At 73.2% G+C, this 19,969-nt stretch carries 14 protein-coding genes; 4 read left to right on the top strand and 10 right to left on the bottom strand.

The window, feature by feature from the left end; translation table 11 throughout:
- Nucleotides 1-62 precede the first annotated feature (62 nt).
- Nucleotides 63-1,232 carry a lactate 2-monooxygenase gene (locus ABZ490_RS05545; RefSeq protein WP_358984553.1) on the top strand — a complete coding sequence of 390 codons (1,170 nt, stop codon included), beginning with the start codon at nucleotides 63-65 and terminating at the stop codon, nucleotides 1,230-1,232.
- Between the two features lie 181 nt (nucleotides 1,233-1,413).
- On the opposite strand, the gene ABZ490_RS05540 is transcribed toward ABZ490_RS05545, so the two are convergent.
- From ABZ490_RS05540 to ABZ490_RS05520, 5 genes are all read right to left on the bottom strand, one after another.
- Nucleotides 1,414-3,042 carry an RICIN domain-containing protein gene (locus ABZ490_RS05540; RefSeq protein ID WP_358984550.1) on the bottom strand — a complete coding sequence of 543 codons (1,629 nt, stop codon included), beginning with the start codon at nucleotides 3,040-3,042 and terminating at the stop codon, nucleotides 1,414-1,416.
- A 408-nt stretch (nucleotides 3,043-3,450) separates the two neighbouring features.
- The gene (locus ABZ490_RS05535) at nucleotides 3,451-3,828 is read right to left on the bottom strand and encodes a toxin Doc (RefSeq protein ID WP_133915542.1); all 378 of its coding nucleotides are present in this window, start codon (nucleotides 3,826-3,828) and stop codon (nucleotides 3,451-3,453) included.
- Between the two features lie 3 nt (nucleotides 3,829-3,831).
- A complete protein-coding gene (locus ABZ490_RS05530; RefSeq protein WP_055631620.1) occupies nucleotides 3,832-4,077 on the bottom strand; it encodes a hypothetical protein in 246 nt (81 codons plus the stop codon).
- Between the two features lie 80 nt (nucleotides 4,078-4,157).
- On the bottom strand, nucleotides 4,158-6,398 hold the full coding sequence (locus tag ABZ490_RS05525) for a glycoside hydrolase family 9 protein (protein ID WP_358984546.1): 2,241 nt from the start codon (nucleotides 6,396-6,398) through the stop codon (nucleotides 4,158-4,160).
- A gap of 133 nt (nucleotides 6,399-6,531) precedes the next feature.
- Nucleotides 6,532-9,615, bottom strand: a complete 3,084-nt coding sequence (locus ABZ490_RS05520; RefSeq protein ID WP_358984543.1) for a glycoside hydrolase family 2 TIM barrel-domain containing protein — start codon at nucleotides 9,613-9,615, stop codon at nucleotides 6,532-6,534.
- Between the two features lie 301 nt (nucleotides 9,616-9,916).
- On the opposite strand from ABZ490_RS05520, the gene ABZ490_RS05515 reads away from it, so the two are divergent.
- A complete protein-coding gene (locus ABZ490_RS05515) occupies nucleotides 9,917-12,292 on the top strand; it encodes a SpoIIE family protein phosphatase (RefSeq protein WP_358984540.1) in 2,376 nt (791 codons plus the stop codon).
- 159 nt (nucleotides 12,293-12,451) lie between these two features.
- A complete protein-coding gene (locus tag ABZ490_RS05510; RefSeq protein WP_358985092.1) occupies nucleotides 12,452-13,720 on the top strand; it encodes an SLC13 family permease in 1,269 nt (422 codons plus the stop codon).
- Between the two features lie 21 nt (nucleotides 13,721-13,741).
- On the opposite strand, the gene ABZ490_RS05505 is transcribed toward ABZ490_RS05510, so the two are convergent.
- Nucleotides 13,742-15,754, bottom strand: coding sequence for an RICIN domain-containing protein (locus tag ABZ490_RS05505; RefSeq protein ID WP_358984537.1), 2,013 nt, complete (start codon nucleotides 15,752-15,754; stop codon nucleotides 13,742-13,744).
- A gap of 319 nt (nucleotides 15,755-16,073) precedes the next feature.
- Nucleotides 16,074-16,997, bottom strand: coding sequence for a helix-turn-helix domain-containing protein (locus ABZ490_RS05500; RefSeq protein WP_358984533.1), 924 nt, complete (start codon nucleotides 16,995-16,997; stop codon nucleotides 16,074-16,076).
- A gap of 61 nt (nucleotides 16,998-17,058) precedes the next feature.
- Between ABZ490_RS05500 and ABZ490_RS05495 the strand changes: the two genes are divergently transcribed.
- Nucleotides 17,059-17,832 (top strand): phytanoyl-CoA dioxygenase family protein, encoded by a 774-nt coding sequence (locus ABZ490_RS05495; RefSeq protein WP_358984530.1) that lies wholly within the window; start codon nucleotides 17,059-17,061, stop codon nucleotides 17,830-17,832.
- 67 nt (nucleotides 17,833-17,899) lie between these two features.
- Here the strand turns inward: ABZ490_RS05495 and ABZ490_RS05490 are convergent, their stop codons facing one another.
- The 3 genes from ABZ490_RS05490 to ABZ490_RS05480 all read right to left on the bottom strand — a co-directional run bounded on the left by ABZ490_RS05490 (nucleotide 17,900) and on the right by ABZ490_RS05480 (nucleotide 19,920).
- The gene (locus ABZ490_RS05490) at nucleotides 17,900-18,868 is read right to left on the bottom strand and encodes an aldo/keto reductase (protein WP_358984527.1); all 969 of its coding nucleotides are present in this window, start codon (nucleotides 18,866-18,868) and stop codon (nucleotides 17,900-17,902) included.
- A gap of 74 nt (nucleotides 18,869-18,942) precedes the next feature.
- Nucleotides 18,943-19,449 (bottom strand): flavoprotein, encoded by a 507-nt coding sequence (locus tag ABZ490_RS05485; RefSeq protein ID WP_358984524.1) that lies wholly within the window; start codon nucleotides 19,447-19,449, stop codon nucleotides 18,943-18,945.
- Between the two features lie 9 nt (nucleotides 19,450-19,458).
- Complete coding sequence (locus tag ABZ490_RS05480; protein WP_358984521.1) at nucleotides 19,459-19,920, bottom strand: nuclear transport factor 2 family protein; 462 nt, start codon at nucleotides 19,918-19,920, stop codon at nucleotides 19,459-19,461.
- Between the last annotated feature and the right edge of the window lie 49 nt (nucleotides 19,921-19,969).

Raw genomic sequence — 19,969 nt, 5'->3', positions numbered from 1 at the left:
TCCCTACCCGCCGGTATCGTCGCCGTGCACGCGGGCTCGACGGCGAGAGGCGGTAGGGGCGGATGGCGAAGCACTGGGCGGACTTCCAGTACGAGATCTATCTGAACGGGATGACGGGCCAGGTCCCCCGGCTGCCCACCGATCTGACCCGGCTGGAGGAGCTGACCGAGCGGCGGCTCGGGCCGGGTCCGGTCGGATATGTGGCGGGCAGCGCGGGGGACGGCGGCACGGCGCGGGCCAACCGGGCCGCGCTGGAGCGGCGCCGGATCGTGCCGCGCATGCTGCGGGACGTCCATGAGCGGGATCTGTCGGTCGAGGTGCTGGGCCGGGCCCTGCCCGCGCCACTGGCCCTCGCACCGGTCGGCGTGCTGTCGATCATGCACCCGGAGGCGGAGACCGCGGCGGCCCGGGCGGCGGCCGCGCAGGGAGTGCCGTACATCCTGTCGTCGGCCTCCAGCACCCCAATGGAGCGGATCGCCGAGGCGATGGGGGACGCCGAGCGCTGGTTCCAGCTCTACTGGTCCAAGGACCGCGAGGTGACCCGGAGTTTCCTGGACCGGGCGAGGGCGGGCGGCTTCACCGTGCTCGTGGTCACCCTCGACACCCCGCTGCTGGCCTGGCGTCCGCGCGACCTGGACCAGGCGTATCTGCCCTTCCTGCACGGCGTAGGCACCGCCAACTACTTCACGGACCCCGCCTTCCAGGCGGGCCTGGCCAAACCGGCGGCGGAGGATCCGAATGCCGCCGTGCTGCATTTCATCGGTCTGTTCGCGGACCCCGGCAAGACCTGGCCGGACCTGGCCTTCCTGCGCGAGCACTGGGACGGCCCGATCGTCCTCAAGGGCATCCTGCACCCGGACGACGCCCGGCTCGCCGCGGACGCCGGGATGGACGGCGTGGTGGTCTCCAACCACGGCGGCCGCCAGGTGGCGGGCTCGATCGGCGCCGCCGACGCGCTGCCCCGGGTCGCACGGGCGGTCGGGGACCGGCTGACCGTGCTGTTCGACAGCGGGATCCGCACCGGCGACGACGTCTTCAAGGCCCTCGCCCTGGGCGCGGAGGCGGTCCTGCTGGGCCGCCCGTACGTCTACGGCCTCGGCCTGGACGGACAGCCCGGCGTCGAGCACGTCATCCGCTGTCTGCTCGCCGAGTTCGACCTCACGCTGGCCCTGTCGGGCCACGCCACACCGGCGACCGTGGGCCCGGGTGATCTGGCCGAGGACGAGGGCTAGTGCCGCGGCAGGCAACGTCTGCCCGTCAAGGAGCGGCGTCCGGTGCGTACTCTCGGCGTGCCGGCCGGAAGCCCTCGTACCGGACGTACTTGGGCTTTCGGCCGGTGCGGCGAGAGGGCGTGCCGGGCGTCGCGACGGGGCGAACGTTGCCTGCCGCGGCACTGGCGCCCGGGAGCGCCCCTCAGGCCGTCGTGCCCTCCTCCAGGCCCACCGGCTGGGCCGACGGTGGGGCGTCCGTGCCGGTGACGGCGAGGGAGCCGGGCGTGGCGGCGGCCGTGTCGGGGAGCCAGCGCTGGGTGTCGGAGCGGTCGCGGACCTTGACCACCACATCGGCGCCCGCCTCCGTGCCGGCGCTGGTCAGCGCGAGGGAGTCGTCCCAGCGCGGCAGCAACTCGCCCTGGACGGTGAAGTCGTAGCGGACGTCGTCCGCCCGGGCCTCCCCCGCGTCCACGCAGTCGCCGAGGATGACCACACCGGCGTCGGCGTGGGAGTCCACGCACAGGTCGGGCTGGGCCGCGCTGCGCAGCTGGCCGTCCTCGGCGTACGACCACTGCTGGGTGTTTCCGGTGCCGCACGCGGCGAGTTCGAGGGCGGCGCCGGCCTCGGCGTCGCCCCGGATGTCCAGGCAGAGGTCGGCGCCGGCCTCGCGCAGCCTGGTCCGCTGGGGCGCGGTGGGGAGCTGGACGGTGCCCTGGGTGGTCGGGGAGGCGCCGGCGGCCGGGGTGTCGGTGCCCGGGACGACACCGCTGGTGGAGGCGGCCGGGTCGGCGCTGCCGTCGTCCATCCACATGCCGGCGGCCAGCAGGCTGGTCAGCAGCCCGGCGGAGGCGAGTCCCACTCCGGTGAACAGGGCACGCGGGGAGCGCGCCTGGCCGGCGGCGCGACGGCGCGGCGAGGGGATGCGGGAGAGCAGGGTGCCGCCGCGCGGCCGGCCGCCCCGGTGCCGGGCGGAGCCCCGCAGCCGTACGGGCTGCTGGGCGCGGCCCGGGCGGGAGTCGTGGTAGCGGCGGGCGCCCCAGCCGAGGACGGCCTCGGCGAGCAGCACACCGAGCGCGTTCTCGAAGTGCCCGAGCTGCTCGGCCGCGGCCCGGCAGTAGCGGCACTCGTCGAGGTGCCTGCGGACGTCCGGCAGCAGTTCGCCGCCGCGCCGGATGGGCACGTCGAGGAGGCGGTTGTAGAAGCGGCACTCCTTGCTCGGGGCGAGTTCCCGGTGGGCGCGGACCAGGCCCTCGCGGAGCTTGTCCCGGGCCTGTTCGTAGGCGCCGGTGACCATCTCGGTGTCCATGCCCAGCAGTCCGGCGGCCACCGGGATCGACTCGGCCTCGACCTCGACGTGCCACAGGATGCAGCGGGCGATCGCGGGCAGGCTCTGGAAGGAGCGTTCGGCGAGCACCCGGTTGTCCGGGGTCATGGACTTCGCGGCGCGCATGCCCCGGGCCCCGGCGGGCTTCGTCAGCACGGGCAGCACGCCGGAGATGTGCTCGTCGGCGGCCCAGAGCCGGGCCATGTCCCGTACGGTCACCAGCAGTCGGGGCCGCAGCGCGGTGCCGGGCTCGCCCAGCTTCAGCCGGTCGAAGACCTGGTGGACGGCGGCCGCGGTGAGCATGTTCGAGACGTTCCCGGAGGACGCGAGGCAGATCACCGCGTACTCGTGGACCGGCCGCCAGTGCCGGGCGATCAGCACCGCCGTGGACTGGGCGACCTCGCTGTCCGTGCCGCCGCGGATCCCTGCGGCGAGGGACTCGTCGGATTCTCCGGGGCCACCGCCGGGCGGCGGGTAGGGAGGGCGAGGCGGCTGGGCGGTCGGCACTGAGCGGTTCCTTTGGTACGTACCTGATGGCGCGACGGGGAGCGTGTGTCCGCCCCACAGGCGTCACACAGGGACCCGGCCGTCACCCCCCGCTCGGAAGGTTCACCTTTGCACAACTAAGTCGCGCACAACAAGGCGTGAGGACATCCGGCCCCTTGTTGAAAGGAAGTCGACAAGGAGGGCGGACGAATGCCCCGCGGCACGCCTTTCGTCCGTTCTTGCGCCCCGTGTGAAACGGACGCACGCGCAGGGGTGCCGCGCACCTTCCCGAGGGGTGCGGCGCGTAGTGGACTGGGACCCGGCCACTTCCTCGGAGGCCCCGCGCAGGACGGCGGCTCTCCTGCGCGCCACGGCCGCCGGCCCTGTTCCTCCCGCCCTGGGCCGGCGGCCCACAAGCCTGCGGTGCGGCTATATCTGCCAGGACCGCAGCCGGTCCGCCGCCCCGTACACATCGGTCTTGCCGTCGATCAGGTCACGGGCGAGGTCGACGAGCGCGCCGTAGGGCGGGTCGATGCCGACGCCGCTGACGAACATGTAGGCCACCGCGGTCGCGCAGGCGAACCGGGCGTTGGCCGACGGCAGGGGCTTGAGCAGGGTGAGGGTGTGCAGCAGGGCGGCGGCCCGCCAGGCCGGGTCGGAGTCGACGCCGAGCCGGGGCGGATCCACCCGGTGCCGGGCGACGGCCGCGACCAGGGCGGAGAAGTCGTTGACGGTGGGCTGGTCCGGCAGGACCTCTTCGTGCCGCTGGAGCAGCCAGGGCACATCGATGTGGATGACGGGTGTCATCGGTCAGGCGACCCGCCCCTCGCCCTTGACGGCGGGTTCGTCGTCCGGGAACGCGGCCGCGAACTCGTCGGCGTGGGCGGAGAAGAAGCGACGGAACGCCTCCGCGCCCTCCTGGAGCGCCCGGTGCCGTGCGATGTCGGCGGCGGCCGCCTCCCGCACGAGTGCCTTCATGGACGTACCGCGTTCCTTGGCGATCTGCCGCAGGTCCTCCAGCTCGCGATCGCTGAACTCCACATTGAGGGCTGGCATGCCCTCACGGTACCGCCCGGGTACTTACTCGTAAATATCCCCAGGTCAAGCGAGTGTCCGGGCGGTACCGAGCGGAGTGCCTAGCCCTGGTCCGCCACGAAGGAGGCCAGCCGGGCCAGGGCCGCGTTCCAGTTGATCGCGGTCTCGTTCGTGGACCAGGACTGGATGTCGTCGATGTAGCAGAACTGGCCGACGCAGCCCTGGAGTTTGCTCTGGGCGTAGGGGTCCTGGATGCTCGAGTTCGCGCCGCCCGCGAGGGTGCCCCTCGGCGGCTCCGGGAGGTTCGGGTCGAGCTGGTGGGCGTACCAGCGGCTGTGCTGGTGGTGGGAGGCGACCTCGCCGTAGCCGGTGACGTACGACAGGTTCAGCGCGTTGCGGCCGAGGACGTAGTCCATGCTCTCGACGGCCCCGTCGCGGTACTTCGAGGCGCCGGTGAGGTCGTAGGCGGTGGCGATGACGACCGCGTTGTTCAGCACCTGGTGGCTGGAGCCCCAGTCGTAGCGGTTGCCGTCGGGGGCGTAGGGCATGCCGTACGGCTGTGCGGCGAGCGTGGCCAGGTAGGTGTCGGCGCCCCGCACCACCGACCTGCGGACCTTGTCGCGGCCGGGCAGCCGGTTGGGCACGAGCGCGAGGTCGAGGCGGCCGGCGGCGGCCGTGCGGGCCCAGTCGAAGCCGTTGGGGACGAAGATGTCGGCGGTGTGCGCCGGGGAGCCGAGGACGTGGTCGGCGAACCGCTGCTCGCCGGTGGTGAGGTACAGCTCGGCGGCCGCCCAGTAGAACTCGTCGGTCGCGTCGCTGTCGTCGTAGGTGCCGCCGCCGTTGCCGTCGGCGGGACTGGCGTGGACGTCGGGGTGGGCGAGGGCCGCGGCCCAGGCCTTGCGGGCCGCCGTGAGGGCCTTCGCCGCGAACTCCTTGTCGTAGGGCCGGTAGAGGCGGGCCGCCTGGGCGGCCGTGGCGGCGAGGTTGAGGGTGGCCGTGGTGGTCGGCGGGTGCAGTTCGCGCTTCTGCGGGTCGGCGCCCGGCAGCAGGGGCAGGCCGGTCCACTGCTCGTCGTGGACCTTGTGATGGGCCATGCCGGCGAGGGGCTGTCCGTCCGGTACCTGCATCTTCAGCAGGAACTCCAGTTCCCAGCGGGCCTCGTCGAGGACGTCCGGCACCTTGTTGCCGCTCTCGGGGAGGGCGAGGGTGCCGTCGCCCAGCGTCGAGGGCCGGCCGGTGCGGGCGTGCAGGGAGCGCTCGTAGGTGCTGAGCAGCTCCCAGGTGGCTATGCCGCCGTTGACGACGTACTTGCCGTGGTCGCCGGCGTCGTACCAGCCGCCGCTGACGTCGAGGCGGTAGTCGCACACTCCCGGCTGGCAGGGGACGCTCGTGTCGCCCTGGTTGGGCGCGACGCCTGCGTGGCCGGCCGCCCTGCCGTAGCCGGGGCGCAGGTCGTCGCGGATCGCGATGCCGCTGCGCTGGGTGTAGTAGTACTTCACCGCGTCGAGCCGCAGCTGCTGGTAGGCGGCCGTGCCGATGTCGAAGGGGCGGCTGGTCTCGCCGTCGGCGACCAGCGTGAGGCCCGTGCCGCGCCCCCGGTAGGCGCCGAAGTCGATGGAGTGGACGCGCTGCCCGGAGGAGACGTCGAGGCCGCGTGGCACGGTCCAGCCGTGGGCGAGCGTCGCTCCGGCGGCGTTCTTCAGCCGCCAGGGCAGCTTCCCGGTCGCGTCGGTGACGAGCGTGGCGTTCTTCGGCCCGGCGGGCAGATAGGCGACCTGGTTGACGCGCACCCGCGGCCCGGTGTCGGGCTCGTAGACCTCCGGGGGCACCCCGCCCAGCAGCGACACGTCGTCCAGGCAGAACCGCCACGGATCGGCGCTGCCCCCGACCTGGAAGGCGACCTGCCCGTCGGTGGAGTCCACCGGCGAGGTGAAGGTGTACGTGTAGGAGTCGCCCGACGCGCTCAGCACCGGCGTCGCCTCGTACCAGGTGTCGTACGGGGCGACACCGAGCCCCACGATCGCCCGCACCACATGCCCCTCGGGCACCCCGGAGGCGGCGAAGGAGAAGCGGTACGAGGACCCCTTGACCAGGGTGATCGCGTTCTGGCCGAGCGCGGAGTCCCAGCGGTTGGCGGTGCCGCCGGGGACGTCCGCGCAGAGGCGGCCGTCGGACAGGCCGGCGGTGACGTTGCTGGTCCACCAGGGGTCGGCGGTGGTGTCGAAGCCGCCGTTCCTGACCTGCTCGACCTCGTCGGCACCGGCCTGCTGCACGGGCAGCGCGGTGAGCGCGGCGCCCAGCAGGGCCGCGAGGGACAGCAGGGCGGTTCTGCGTCGTGTCACGTCCGGCTCCTCGGTCAGCGTCATGGGAGCGCTCCCAAACAGGCGCAGGGATATGCTTGTCCCAGTCATGACACCGCGTCAACGGTCCGGACGGGAACGGACGGCCCGCCCCCGCCCCGGACCATGAACCCGGTTACGCCTCCCACTTGCTGATCCGCACCGCCCCTCCGACCGTGCCGGGCGCGGCGCTGGTGAACGTCAGCCGCACCCGGGAGCCGCGCACCGCGTCGAAGGTGACGACGGTCGGGGCGTCGGAGTCCGTGGCCCACTCCACGGCCGCCCCGGTGACCGGCGTGTACGACCGCCCGTCCGCCACCGCGACCTCGATCGTCGCGGGCAGGCTGTGCGTGGCGTCCACGGTGAAGGAGACCGCCACCCGGTCGAGGTCCCGGGTGCGCCCCCAGTCCACCGAGACCCAGTCGGCCGGCCGGGCCCCGCTGAAGGCGGGCAGCAGCGCGGTGGCCGCCTTGGTGAAGGCGTTGGACCAGCCCGTGGCCGGGTTCCCGTCCAGCATCGCGGCGGGCAGGGTGTCCGGCCGGCCGGAGTAACTGGCGTCCGCGTGAGGGTAGTTCACCGGATCGGGATAGGCGGGCGCGAACGCGACGGCGGGCGTGGCGGCCACCCGGCGGGCCCGGGTGGCGCGCACGGTGGCGGTGCCCTCGCGCAGCCCCTCCACGCGCGCGGTCACCTTCAGGGGGCCCGCCTCGGTTCCGGCGCGCACGATCGCGAGCGCCTTGCCGTGGAAGGCGGTCCGGGTGCTCGCATGGTACGGCTCGGCGCTCTCCTGGCGGCCGTTGTCGAGCCCGGCGAGCGAACCGCCGCTCACGGCGAAGGAGATGAGGTGCTCGGCGTCCGGGACGAGAACCCCGTGGGCGTCGACGACGTCGGCGGTGACGAAGAGGAGGGAACGCCCGTCCGCCGGGAGGGAGGTGCGGTCGGGGGTGAGCCGTACGGCGTGCGGGGCGCCGGCCGTGCGCAGGACGTCGGTGGCCACGACCTTGCCGCCGCGCCGGGCCACCGCCTTCAACACCCCTGGTTCATAGGCGACTTTCCAGGTCAGATGCAGTGTGCCCGCGCTGCCGTTCGGGCTGGTGTAACTGCCCGGCCAGGGGCCGGTGGTGAAGGTCTTGTCGTCGCCGGTGGCCTCGGTGGTCTCCAGGTAGGTACGGCCGTCCACGGTCGTCTTGGTGTCGAACGTCCGCACGCCCAGCGACCGTCCGTCGAGATACAGCTCGACGGTGTCGACGTTGGCGTACGCCCACACCTCGACGGTGTCGCCGGGCTCGTGGTTCCAGGTGGCCGGCAGCAGATGGACCATCGGCTCGTCCGTCCACTGGCTGCGGAACAGGTGGTACATGTCCTTGGGGAAGCCGGCCGTGTCGACCGCGCCGAAGAAGGAGGCCTTCACCGGGAAGACGTTGTACGGGGTCGGCTCGCCGATGTAGTCGATGCCGGACCACAGGAACTGCCCGGCGAACCACTTCCGGTCCCGGTCCTTCTTGTGGCCGTACTCGCCGCTCATCGTCCAGGAGGCGAGGTTGTTGTCGTAGGACGAGGTGGCCCGCCTGCCGGGGGTGTGGTTCTCGCCGGTGTTCAGGTGCTCCGGTTCCTGGTACGCCCCTCGGGTGGAGGTCTCCGAGGAGGACTCGGACTCGAAGAGGAACAGGTGCGGGTAGGTGGCGTGCAGCACGTCCACGCTCTTCGCGGTGTTGTAGTTGAGGCCGAGGCCGTCGAGCTTGGCCAGCATCAGATCGGCGGCGGAGCCCTTGGCGGGCGGGGTGCGGTACTTGTCGGAGCCGATGACCAGCGGGCGGGTGTCGTCGGCCGCCCTGATCGCGGCGATGATCCGGTCGGCCATGGCGAGGCCGGCGGTGGAGGTGGAGTCGGTGATCTCGTTGCCGATGGACCAGAGCACCACGGCGGGCGAGTTGCGGGCGGCGAGGACCATCTCACCGGCGTCCCTCTCGCACCACTCGTCGAAGAACCGGCCGTAGTCGTAGCGGGTCTTGCCGGTCCGCCAGCAGTCGAAGGCCTCCACCATCATCACGATGCCCAGCTCCTCGCAGACCTCGATCATCTCGGGCGAGGGCGGGTTGTGGGAGGTGCGGAAGGCGTTGACCCCCATCGATCGCATGATCGTCATCTGGCGGCGGATCGCGTCCTTGCTGACCGCCGCGCCGAGGGCGCCCAGGTCGTGGTGGAGGTCCACCCCCTTGATCTTGGAGTGTCTGCCGTTGAGGAAGAAGCCCTCGTCCGGGTCGAAGCGGACGGTGCGGATCCCGAAGGGGGTGCGGAAGGTGTCGGTGATCCGGCCGGAGACCCTGAGCTCGGTCTCCAGGGTGTAGCGGTGGGGCGCCGTGAAGTCCCACAGGCGCGGGCGGTCCACGGTGAGCCGGTGGGTCTCGGTGGCCCGCTCGCCCACGGTGACCGTGGAGGCCGTACGGGTGACGGTACGGCCGTCCGGCGCGACGATCCGGGAGACGACCTCCACCTCCGCGTCCGCCCCGGAGACGTTCTCGACGGCGGTCGCCACCTGGACGAGGGCACGCTCGGCGGTGACCTCGGGGGTCGTGACGTACGTGCCACGGCGGGCGACGTGCACCGGTTCCGTGACGACCAGGCGGGCCTCGCGGTAGATCCCGCTGCCGGAGTACCAGCGGCTGCTGGGGAGACGGTTCTGCACCTTGACCGCGATCACGTTCGCGGTGGTGCCGTCGGTGTGCAGCAGCCCGGTGAGATCGAAGGCGAAGCCGGTGTAGCCGTAGGGGTGGCGGCCGACCTCGGTGCCGTTGCAATAGACGTACGCGTCCATGTAGACGCCGTCGAACTCGACCGAGATCCGCCTGCCCGCGTGGGCGGGCGACAGCGTGAAGCCGAGGCGGTACCAGCCGAGACCGCCCGGGAAGAAGCCGGTGCCGCTGGTGGTGCCGTGCTCGGTGGTGGGGGCCTGCTCGATGCTCCAGTCGTGCGGGACCGCGACCTCGCGCCAGGCCGAGTCGTCGTAGCCGGGGGTGGCGGCGTCCGCGTACGCGCCGGTCGGGTCGGTGATCCCGCCCGGATCGACCAGGGCGAAGCGCCAGCCGTCGCGCAGGGCGACCGTGTGGCGGCCGGCGGTGTGCCCGGCCGCCGAAGTCGCCTCGGCCGGGCCGGCGAGGAGCGCTCCGGCGGCCGGGGCGGCCGCGGAGGCGATCAAGACGGATCTGCGAGTCACTGTCACTGGCGGCTCTCCCTCTCAGGACCCAGAAGTACTCACAACTGATCTGACAACTGATCGTGACCAAACAGAATCTGACGACGAGCCCCTCCTGCCCGTCAAGAGGCCGGGGGCGTCTTGAAGCCCCAGGGGTGACAGCTGCATCCGGCAGGGCACTTCGGCCGGAATTGCCCCTTGACCTCGGCCGGAGAGGGGCCGCCCGGCCGCCCGAGGGGGTTCCCGTCCGCGCACGGGCGGGACGGACTAGGCTGGAACGGATGTGGCGCGCCTGTTCACTGTGAGTGTCCGCGATGGAGTGGCGACGATGAGCCCGGAGTATCCGTTCGACGAGGCCGCGACGGCCCGGGTGGTCGTCGACGACACCGGCACGGTCGTCGGCTGGAACGAGGGTGCCCGCACCCTGCTGGGCTGGGCGTCGCCCGAGGTGGTGGGCCGGCCCGCCGGCGAGCTGCTCGCGGAGGGAAGGCCCCCGGCGCCCACCGGCCCCCGCTGGGACGGCACGCTGGCCCTGCGCCACCGCGACGGCCGCACCCTCCGGGTGTGGCTGCTCGCCCACCACCGCCCGGCCCTCCCCGACACCCCGGGCACCTGGCTCGTCGTGACCCCGCTCACCGCGCTCTCCCCGGACGGCCCCGGCGCCTCCGAGGACCCCCTGGACACGGCCGCGCTGGCCCAGGCGCCGTGTGCCGTCGCCGTCTACGACGAGCGGCTGCGGCTGGCCCGGGTCAACGACGCGATGGCCGCGGCGATCGGTCTGCCGGAGGAACGCATCAGGGGGCTGCGGCTCTCCGAGATCGGCGGCCGGCCGCAGAGCGCCGAGCTGGAGACGCACATGATCCGGGTGCTCGCCAACGGACGGGCCGAGGACATCCAGATCTACACCCGCACCGGCGGCGAGGAGCGGGCGCACGCCTGGCTGGCCCGGTTCAAGCCGGTCACCGACGCCCTGGGCCGGGTGCGCGGCGTGTGCCTCGCCGCGCACGACTTCACCGAGAACTACCTCGCCCGCGAGCGGCTGCGGCTGGTCAACGAGGCCAGCGTGCGCATCGGCAGCACCCTCGACGTCACCCGGACGGCTCAGGAGCTGGCCGAGGTGTGCGTGCCCGCGCTCGCCGACTTCGTCAGCGTCGATCTCCTGGACCCCCAGGACGGCGGGGATCCGCCCGCCCGGCTCGTCGCCCCGCTGGAGCTGCGCCGCGCCGCGCACGACTCCGTCAACCCCGGCAACCCGATGGCCGTGGCCAAGCCCGGGGACGTCCTGCGCTATCCGGCCGGCTCGCCGCAGGCCGACTCGCTGATCGCGGGCCGCACCATCGTCGCCTCCGTGGACGAGCTGAACGCCTGGCTGGCCTGGGACACCCTGCGCGGCGAGCGGGTGCGCGAGTTCGGCATCCACTCCACGATGTCGGTGCCGATCCGGGCCCGGGGCGCGACCCTGGGCGTCGCGGTCCTCACCCGCTACCAGCGGCCGGACCCCTTCACCCCGGACGATGTGCTGCTCGCCGAGGAGATCACCGCACGGGCGGCCGTCTGCATCGACAACGCCCGCCGGTTCTCCCGCGAGCGCGACACGGCCCTCGCCCTCCAGCGCAGCCTGCTCCCGCGGTCCCTGCCCAAGACGGTCGCCGTCGACGCCGCCTCCCGCTATCTCCCGGCCGCGCGCGCCGGGGTGGGCGGCGACTGGTTCGACGTGATCCCGCTGTCGGGCATGCGGGTCGCCATGGTCGTCGGGGACGTGGTCGGCCAGGGCATCCAGGCCTCGGCGACCATGGGCCGGCTGCGGACCGCCGTGCGCACCCTCGCCGACATCGACCTCGCCCCCGACGAACTGCTCACCCACCTCGACGATCTCGTCGTACGGCTGTCCGAGGAGGCCGGCGGCGAGGGCAGCCCCGGCGAGGTCGGCGCGAGCTGCCTGTACGCGGTGTACGACCCGGTGTCCCGGCGGTGCGCGCTGGCGCGGGCCGGACACCCCTCGCCGCTGCTGCTGCGGCCGGGCGGCGCGCCGCACCGGATCGATCTGCCCGCCGGGCCCGCGCTGGGCGTCGGGGGGCTGCCGTTCGAGTCGGCCGAGCTGGAGCTCACCGAGGGCAGTGTGCTGGCGTTCTACACGGACGGGCTGCTCGCGTCCGGCGAGCGGGACGCGGAGGCCGGTCACCGGCTGCTCAGCGAGGCCCTCGCCGCGTACTCGGACTCACTGGACGAGACGTGCGACCGGGTGCTGCACGCCCTGCTGCCGGCCGGGGGCGTCGCCGACGACGTGGCGCTGCTGCTGGCGCGCACCCGGGGGCTGCCCGCGGCCCAGGTCTCGACCTGGGACATCCCCGCCGATCCGGCGCTGGTCGCGCCGATCCGCAAGCAGGTCGTCGACCAGCTCGCGCGCTGGGAGATGAGTGAGGCGTCGTTCACGGCCGAGCTGGTGGTGAGCGAACTGGTCACCAACGCGATCCGGTACGGGGCGCATCCGATACGGCTGCGGCTGATCCACGACGCGACGACGTTGATCTGTGAGGTGTCCGACACCAGCCACACCGCGCCGCATCTGCGGCGGGCGAAGACGTGGGACGAGGGCGGGCGGGGATTGTTGCTGGTCGCGCAGCTCACGCAGCGGTGGGGCAGCCGGCACACGACGGAGGGGAAGACGATCTGGGCGGAGCTGGGGCTCTTCGACGAGGAGTAGGGCATTCGTGGTGGTGGGTTAGGTTGTAGGGCGGCTGCGGGTCGTCCCGGGCTGGTCGCGCCTACGCGGCGGAGCCGCAGAACAAGTGCAGCCCCGCGCCCCTGAGTGGGGAGCAGCCGAGCCCTGAACCACCATCTGCACCCGCTCCGGAGATCCCCCCTGAACGCCCCGCTCGCCGAAACGCTGTCCGTCTGCCTGCTCATCGCCTCGCTCGCGTGGGCCGTTCTGCGGCCTGCCGGGCGGTCGGAGGCGTTCGTCGCCGTTCCGGCCGCTGTCGTGGCCGTGGCGCTGGGGGCGATCTCGCCGGCACATGCCCTGGCGGAGGCCGAGCGGCTGGGGCCCGTCGTCGGGTTCCTCGCGGCGGTGCTGGTGCTGGCGCACCTGTGTGATGTCGAGGGGCTGTTCACGGCGTGCGGGGCGTGGATGGCCCGGCGGGCGGCGGGGCGGCCCCGGCGGCTGCTGACCTCGGTGTTCGTGCTGGCCTCCGTCATCACGGCCGTGCTCAGTCTGGACGCGACGGTGGTGCTGCTGACGCCGGTGGTGTTCGCCACGGCGGCCCGGATGGGGGTGCGCTCGAAGCCGCACGTCTACGCCACGGCGCATCTGTCCAACACGGCCTCCCTGCTGCTGCCGGTGTCGAATCTGACGAACCTGCTGGCGTTCACCGCGAGCGGGCTGAGCTTCACCCGGTTCGCGGCGCTGATGGCGCTGCCGTGGCTGGTCGCCGTCAGCGTGGAGTACGCGGTCTTCCGGCGCTTCTTCGCCGACGACCTGCCCGAAGGACCGTCCGGTGCCGCGTCCGCCTCCGTGTCCGAGGCCGGTCCGGCGCCCGAGCTGCCGCTGTTCGCGCTGGTCACGGTGGGGTGCACGCTGGCCGGGTTCGTGGTGGCGTCGGCGCTCGGGATCGAACCGGCGTGGGCGGCGTTCGCGGGCGCGCTGGTGATGGCCGGACGGGCCCTGGCGCGGCGGCGGGTGACACCGGTGGCGGTGGTGCGGTCGGCGGCGCCGGGGTTCCTGGCGTTCGTGCTCGCGCTCGGGATCGTCGTCCGGGCGGTCGTCGACAACGGGCTCGCCGACGCGCTGCGGCACGCCCTGCCGAACGACTCGGGGCTGCTCGCGCTGCTGGGCGCGGCCGCGGTGGCCGCCGTGCTCGCCAACCTGATCAACAATCTGCCGGCGGTCCTGGTGCTGGTCCCGCTGGCGGCCCCGGCCGGGACCGGGGCCGTGCTCGCGGTGCTGCTCGGGGTGAACATCGGCCCCAACCTGACGTACGCCGGCTCGCTCGCGACCCTGCTGTGGCGGCGGGTGGTGCAGGAGCGGGCGGAGCACGTCGAGGTCGGGGAGTTCACCCGGCTGGGTCTGCTCACCGTGCCGGTCACGCTGGGCGCGGCGGTCGTGGCGCTGTGGGTGTCCCTCCAGCTGGTCTGAGCCCGCCGCCGCGCCGGTGGGTCAGTGGCGTCCGCCGCCGGAGTAGGAGCCGCCGTTTCCGGAGCCGTATCCGCCGTACCCGTTGCCGCCGTAGCCGTACCCCGAGCCGCCGTAGCCGTACCCCGAGCCGCCGTCCTGGCCGCCCCAGGTGCAGTAGTACCAGGAGGAGTACGAGCAGGAGGTGCCCGAGGTGGAGCTGCCGGAGGAGGAGGTGCCCGAGGAGCTCTTCGTCGTCGGGGTGGCCGAGGGGGCCGGGTCGGCCGACTTGGGCGTGGCCGCCTTGGGGGTCGCGGTCGGCGTCGGGCTCGCGGACCCGGCGTCGTCGTCGGCGCCCCAGTTGACGAACTCCATCTGCGGGTCGGGCTGCGAGGTGTCGATCACCCAGCGCTGGGAGGTGCCGTTCGCGCGGTTCTTCAGGACCAGGGCTCCCGAGCCGTCGGTGGCGGCGGGCGCGAGGGCCAGGTTCTGGTCGGAGCGCGGCACGAGCGTGCCCTGGAGGGTGAAGTCGTACCGGACGTTCTTCGCGGTCCCGGCGGAGGAGTCCGAGCACTCGCCGAGCCGCACGGAGTAGCCGAGGTGGGAGTCGAGGCACAGGTTCGGGTCGGCGGCGCTGCGCAGCAGACCGTCGGTCTCGTACGTCCACTGCTGGCCGGCGTCGGAGGAGCAGGTGGCCAGCTCGGTGTCGGCGCCCTTGGCCGCCTTGCCGCCGGCGATGCCGATGCACAGCCCGGAGGCGACGTTGTGCAGCCGGCCGCGCAGGGTGCCCTGGGTCTCCTGGTCGGCGATCCAGGACGGGCTGTCGGTGGCGGTGTCGGTGCCCGCGGAGGGGGTCTTGGTGCCCTCGCTCGCGGTCGGGCCGCTGCCGCCGTCGGAGCCCAGGGCGGCCCACACCACGAGCGGGAGGACGACCATGCCGCTGACGGTCAGGACGGCGGCGGTGAGGTTGCGGCGGCGGATCCGGCGGGCCGCCTTGCGGTCCGAGCGGCGGGACGCGGGACGGAGTGCGAGCTCGGTCCCGGAGCCGGAGCCGGGGCCGGGGCCGGGGCCGGCCGCCGGCCGGGGCGCCTCGGCCCCTCCCGGGGCTCCGGACGCGAGGGCCGACGCGTCGGCGGGCGTCCGCGGTGCGGCCGGTTCGCTGTCGAAGGCCTCACCGGTGGCGCCCGGGTGGCGCTCCCGCTCGGGCGCCGCCGCCCGTTCGCGTCCGTCCGCGGTGGCCCGGCCCTCCAGGTAGGCGCCGGCCGCCCAGCCGAGGATGCCCTCGGCCAGGGCGACGCCGAGGAGTCCCTCGAACTGGAGGAGCTGGTCGGCGGTGTGCGCACAGTGCCGGCACTGCTCGGTGTGGCCGCGCAGATCGGGGTCGACGTCCATGCCGCCGCGGCGGCAGGTGACGTCGAGCAGGCGGTGGTAGCGGTGGCACTCGTCGTCGGTGGCCTGCTCGCGGTGGACCTGGAGGACCTCCTCGCGCAGCCGCTCGCGGGAGCGGCGCAGTTCGACGTGGGCGCCCTCCTCGTCGAGACCGAGGAGTCCGGCCGGGATCGCGAGGGGTTCGGCCTCGGCCTCGCAATGCCAGAGCAGACAGCGGGCCGACTGGGGCAGCCGGTGGAAGGCGCGGGCGATCATGCGCCGGTTCGGCGGCGGGAGCAGCCGGGCGGCGACCGGGGTGCCGTCGGCGTCCTGGGCGCGCAGGGCGGGGTGGAGCAGGTCGCGGCGGCCGTCGGCGTCCCACTCGGCGGCGAGCCGGCGGACGGTGGCCAGCAGATGGGGGCGCCAGGCGGCGGTCGGGCCGTCCTGGTGCTGGGTCGCGCCGAACAGCCGGGTGAAGGCGGCGGTGGTGAGCATGCCGGCCGCGCGTTCGCCGTCGGTGCACAGCCGCGCGTAGGCGAAGGCCGCCTCCCAGTGCCGGTCCAGCAACTCACCGACGGGGTGGAGTGCGGGCGACTCCCCCGTCCATTGGTTCAGTTCCGCGCTCAGCTGTTCGTCCGTCGCGTCGAGGCGGCGAGCCGAAGGGGAATTCGACAGGCCTGCGTCATTCACGGCTGCATTCCTCCTGGAGGCATGTCCGGGGGGAGCGGGACATGCGGCAATAGGCAGGGTTCGACACCTGTGAGGTCAGCGGAGGAGCTGGCTCTTGTGAAGCGTGGGGGGTGTGACGGAACACAGGGGCCTCGCGCGCACAGGGGAGAAAACGTTGTCCGTGCGCCGACACGCCACACCTTCGCACAGCCGGACCAGGAGGAACAAGAGATCTCGCGGTTTCGTGCACAGTGTGCGGGGCCCAGGAATTGACGAAACGTCAATGCACTGTCTGAGTTAGGGAGGGTCCCGCTATCGGTGTCCCTTTTTGCCGTCGTTTTCAGGGGCCGTTTCCCGCGCCGTCCATTGTGGCGCGTATTCCGTCCCGGTACGCGCCGGGCGGACGGCCGTAACGGGCGCGGAACACACGCGTGAAGTGGAACGGGCTCACGAATCCGGAGGCCGCCGCGACCCGTTCCACGGGGAGGCCGGTGCCCTCCAGCAGCCGGGCCGCGTGCCGCAGCCGCGCCTCGCGCAGGGCCCGCATCGGGGACTGGCCGGTCTGCTCGGTGAAGAGGTGGGACAGCCGGGAGGGGGACAGCGCGACCAGGGCGGCGAGCGAGCCGACGGTGTGCGGGGCGCCGGGGTCGGCGGCGAGGAGTGCCTGGACGCGCCGGACGCGCTCGTCGAGGCCGGGCGGCGGGAGGGGCGCGCGGGCGGCGGCCGTGGTGAGCAGGACGGCCTCCTCCAGTGCGCACAGGGCGAGTTCGCGGGCGGTGGTGCCGTGCGCCACGGCGATGCCGGAGCCGTCCGGCGCCTCCTCGGCTCCCCCGGGCCCGCGGGCATCGGCGTACAGGCGCCGGAACGCGGCCTCGACGCGCGGGTGCAGGGCCTTCGGTACGGGGGCCACGGCGTACAGGCCGTCGTCGGTGCCGTACGGGCGCAGCCAGGGGGTCCAGGCGGGGCGGGCCTGGCAGTGCGCCCACCAGAACCGCCAGTGGGAGGCGCCGGGTTCGACCGCGTAGCCGTGCGGGACACCCGGTGCGAGGACGACCAGATCGCCGGCGCCGGCCCGGACCTCGCTCCCGCCCTGCCGCAGCAGGCCCCGCCCGGCGGTCGTCCAGGTGAAGAGCCAACTGTCCGATCCCCCGGGCCGGTCGACCCCGTACCCCGGGAGCTCGTCGAAGTGGGCCGCGACCACCAGACCGGGTGGCGGCGAGGGATCCCCTGGCCCGGCAGCGGCGGGCAGGTCGTCAGCAGGCATGGGCATCCTCCGGTGGGCCGGGTCCGCCCCACGATAGGGGGACCGATCAAGGAGGGCACACATGCTGCGGCAGTACGAGGAGGACGGCTTCACGGTCGTCCGGGGGCTGTTCGGACCCGACGAGGTGGAGCGCCTGCGCGCCGAGTTCACCGTGCTCCAGGCGGCGGGGCGGGCGGTGCCGGGGCACTTCGAGCCGCGCGCCGGGAACGATCCGCTGGACCGGTTTCCGAGGGTGATGAACCCGCACGAGATCAGCGCGCCCGCCCGGCGGGTGCTGCTGGACGCGCGGTTGCGGGAGGTGCTGGAGACACTGCTGGGCGAGGAGGTGCTGGCCGCGCAGAGCATGTTCTATTTCAAGCCGCCGGGGGCGCGGGGGCAGGCGCTGCACCAGGACAACTTCTATCTGCGGGTGGAGCCGGGCACCTGCGTCGCGGCCTGGCTGGCGTGCGACGAGATCGACCGGGGGAACGGGGGGCTGGAAGTCGTCCCGGGCACGCACCGGATGGAGGTGTTCTGTCCGGAGGAGGCGGACGCGGAGCTGTCGTTCGCGCGGGAGTATGTGCCGCCGCCGGCCGGGCTGGCGCCCGTGCCGGTGGACATGGCGCCGGGGGACGTCCTGTTCTTCAACGGGAGTCTGGTGCACGGGTCTCCGCCGAACCGGAGCGGGGATCGGTTCCGGCGGTCGTTCATCGGGCATTACGTGGGGCGGTCGGCGGAGCGGATCGGGCGGTATTACCGGACCATGTCCATGAGTGGGGCACGGGTGCCGTTGGAGGAGAGTGCGGGGGCGGGGCCTTGCGGGACGGAGTTCGCGTCGCCAAGGGGTGGGCATTGACCGTTGAGCGGGTGCGGGGTTGGTCGTGGCTGGTCGCGCAGTTCCCCGCGCCCCTTTCGGGGCGCTTTCAGTGACCGGCGATGGGATGGGGGCCGTAGGGGCGCTCCAGCTCTTCCCGTTCCTCTTCGGTCAGTCGGAATTCCACCGCCGCCACCGCGTCCTCGATGTGCCGGGGCTTCGAGGCGCCGATGATCGGGGCCGTGACCTGGGGCTGGTGGAGGAGCCAGGACAGGGCCACCTGGGCGCGGGGGACCTCGCGGGTGGCGGCGATGCGGGAGACCGCCTCGACGACGGTGTGGTCGCCCTCCAGATAGAGCGTGCCGCCGAAGGTGTCCGTGGTGCTGCGCCCGGTGGAGGTGCCCCAGTCGCGGGTGAGGCGGCCCCGGGCCAGGGGGCTCCAGGGCAGGACGCCCACGCCCTGGTCGGCGCAGAGCGGCAGCATCTCGCGCTCCTCCTCGCGGTAGAGGAGGTTGTAGTGGTTCTGCATGGAGACGAACTTGGTCCAGCCGTGCCGTTCGGCGGTGTACTGCATCTTGGAGAACTGCCAGGCGTACATCGAACTCGCCCCGATGTAGCGGACCTTGCCCGCCTTGACCACGTCGTGCAGCGCCTCCATGGTCTCCTCGACCGGGGTGTACGGGTCGTAGCGGTGGATCTGGTAGAGGTCGACGTGGTCGGCGCCGAGGCGGGTCAGGCTGTGGTCGAGTTCGGAGAGGATCGCCTTGCGGGAGAGTCCGCCGCCGTTGGGGCCCGGGCGCATCCGGCCGTGCACCTTCGTGGCGAGGACGATCTCGTCGCGGCGGGCGAAGTCGCGCAGCGCCCGGCCGACGATCTCCTCGCTGGTGCCGTCGGAGTAGACGTTCGCGGTGTCGAAGAAATTGATGCCGGCGTCCAGCGCCTGACGGATCAGCGGACGCGCGGCGTCCTCGTCGAGGGTCCACTCGTGCGCGCCCCGGTCGGGAAGGCCGTAGGTCATGCAGCCCAGACAGATCCGCGACACGTCCAGGCCCGTCGAACCGAGCTTCACGTACTGCATCGATGCTGCTCCTGACTCGGTGGGGAGTACACAGAGGGGAGCCTACGTCGGCGCGGCCCGCTCCCCCGGGTGACTCACTCCACCAGGTCCAGCGCCCCTTCCCAGCCGAACTCCCCGCCCCGGTGGGGAGGTCCGAAGCGGACGCCCATGCCACGCAGCCGTATGAGGCTGTCCTGGTAGGCGGGGTGGGCGGCGAGGCCGTCGGAGACACAGGCCAGGACGCCGACCGGGACGTCCTGGCCGGCGACCTCGCACAGGGTGCCGAGCGCGAGGGTGTCGGCGATGCCCGCCGCCCACTTGTTGATCGTGTTGAAGGTGGCCGGGGCGACCACGACCGCGTCCGGATCGGGGAAGGGCCGCGGGTCCCCCGGGCGCCGCCAGGCGGAGCGGACCGGCCGGCCGGTCTGCGCCTCGACGGCGGCCGTGTCGAAGAAGCCGTTCATGGCGTGCGGGGTGGCGATGACCCCGACCTGCCAGGACCGCTCCCGAGCGGCGGTGATCAGTCTGCCGACGCCGGAGGCGATGCCGGCGGCGCAGACGACGACGTACAGGAAGGGCGGCTTCTCGTCCGGTGCGGTCACCCGGGAAGCCTAGGCGAGCGGGAAGGTCAGCCCTCGTTCGGACGTGGGGCGCGGGCCGTGCAGGCGGCGGTCCCCCTCGTCGATCCGTACGTCGTTGATGCTGGCCTCCCGGCGGGTCATCAGGCCGCGCTCGTCGAACTCCCAGAGTTCGTTGCCGTACGAGCGCCACCACCGGCCGTCGGCGTCCCGCGACTCGTACTGGAAGCGGACGGCGATGCGGTTCCCGTCGAACGCCCACAGGTCCTTGCGCAGGGCGTACTCGCGCTCGCGGGCCCACTTGGCGGTCAGGAAGTCGACGATCGCGGCGCGGCCGGTGAGGAAGGTGTCGCGGTTGCGCCAGACGGAGTCCTCGGAGTAGGCGAGCGCGACGCGCTGCGGGTCGCGGGTGTTCCAGGCGTCCTCGGCGGCCTGGACCTTCTGCACGGCGGTCTCCCGGGTGAAGGGCGGATAGGGCGGACGGGGGTCGGACATGGGGGCCTCCTGGAGGCATGGCTGCGACGACCACTGGAGAACGAGCGTT

Origin of the sequence: Streptomyces sp. NPDC005811 (genome assembly GCF_040630405.1) — a bacterium.
In the GTDB taxonomy this organism is placed as follows: domain Bacteria; phylum Actinomycetota; class Actinomycetes; order Streptomycetales; family Streptomycetaceae; genus Streptomyces.
This window is presented reverse-complemented; position numbering and strand designations above follow the sequence as displayed.

What these genes read in the sequence shown, in the direction of transcription:
- ABZ490_RS05545 (WP_358984553.1), top strand. Translation starts at nt 63, where the DNA reads ATGGCGAAGCACTGGGCGGACTTCCAGTACGAGATCTATCTGAACGGG.
- ABZ490_RS05530 (WP_055631620.1), bottom strand. Translation starts at nt 4,077, where the DNA reads ATGCCAGCCCTCAATGTGGAGTTCAGCGATCGCGAGCTGGAGGACCTG.
- ABZ490_RS05535 (WP_133915542.1), bottom strand. Translation starts at nt 3,828, where the DNA reads ATGACACCCGTCATCCACATCGATGTGCCCTGGCTGCTCCAGCGGCAC.
- ABZ490_RS05515 (WP_358984540.1), top strand. Translation starts at nt 9,917, where the DNA reads ATGAGCCCGGAGTATCCGTTCGACGAGGCCGCGACGGCCCGGGTGGTC.
- ABZ490_RS05480 (WP_358984521.1), bottom strand. Translation starts at nt 19,920, where the DNA reads ATGTCCGACCCCCGTCCGCCCTATCCGCCCTTCACCCGGGAGACCGCC.
- ABZ490_RS05495 (WP_358984530.1), top strand. Translation starts at nt 17,059, where the DNA reads ATGCTGCGGCAGTACGAGGAGGACGGCTTCACGGTCGTCCGGGGGCTG.
- ABZ490_RS05490 (WP_358984527.1), bottom strand. Translation starts at nt 18,868, where the DNA reads ATGCAGTACGTGAAGCTCGGTTCGACGGGCCTGGACGTGTCGCGGATC.
- ABZ490_RS05500 (WP_358984533.1), bottom strand. Translation starts at nt 16,997, where the DNA reads ATGCCTGCTGACGACCTGCCCGCCGCTGCCGGGCCAGGGGATCCCTCG.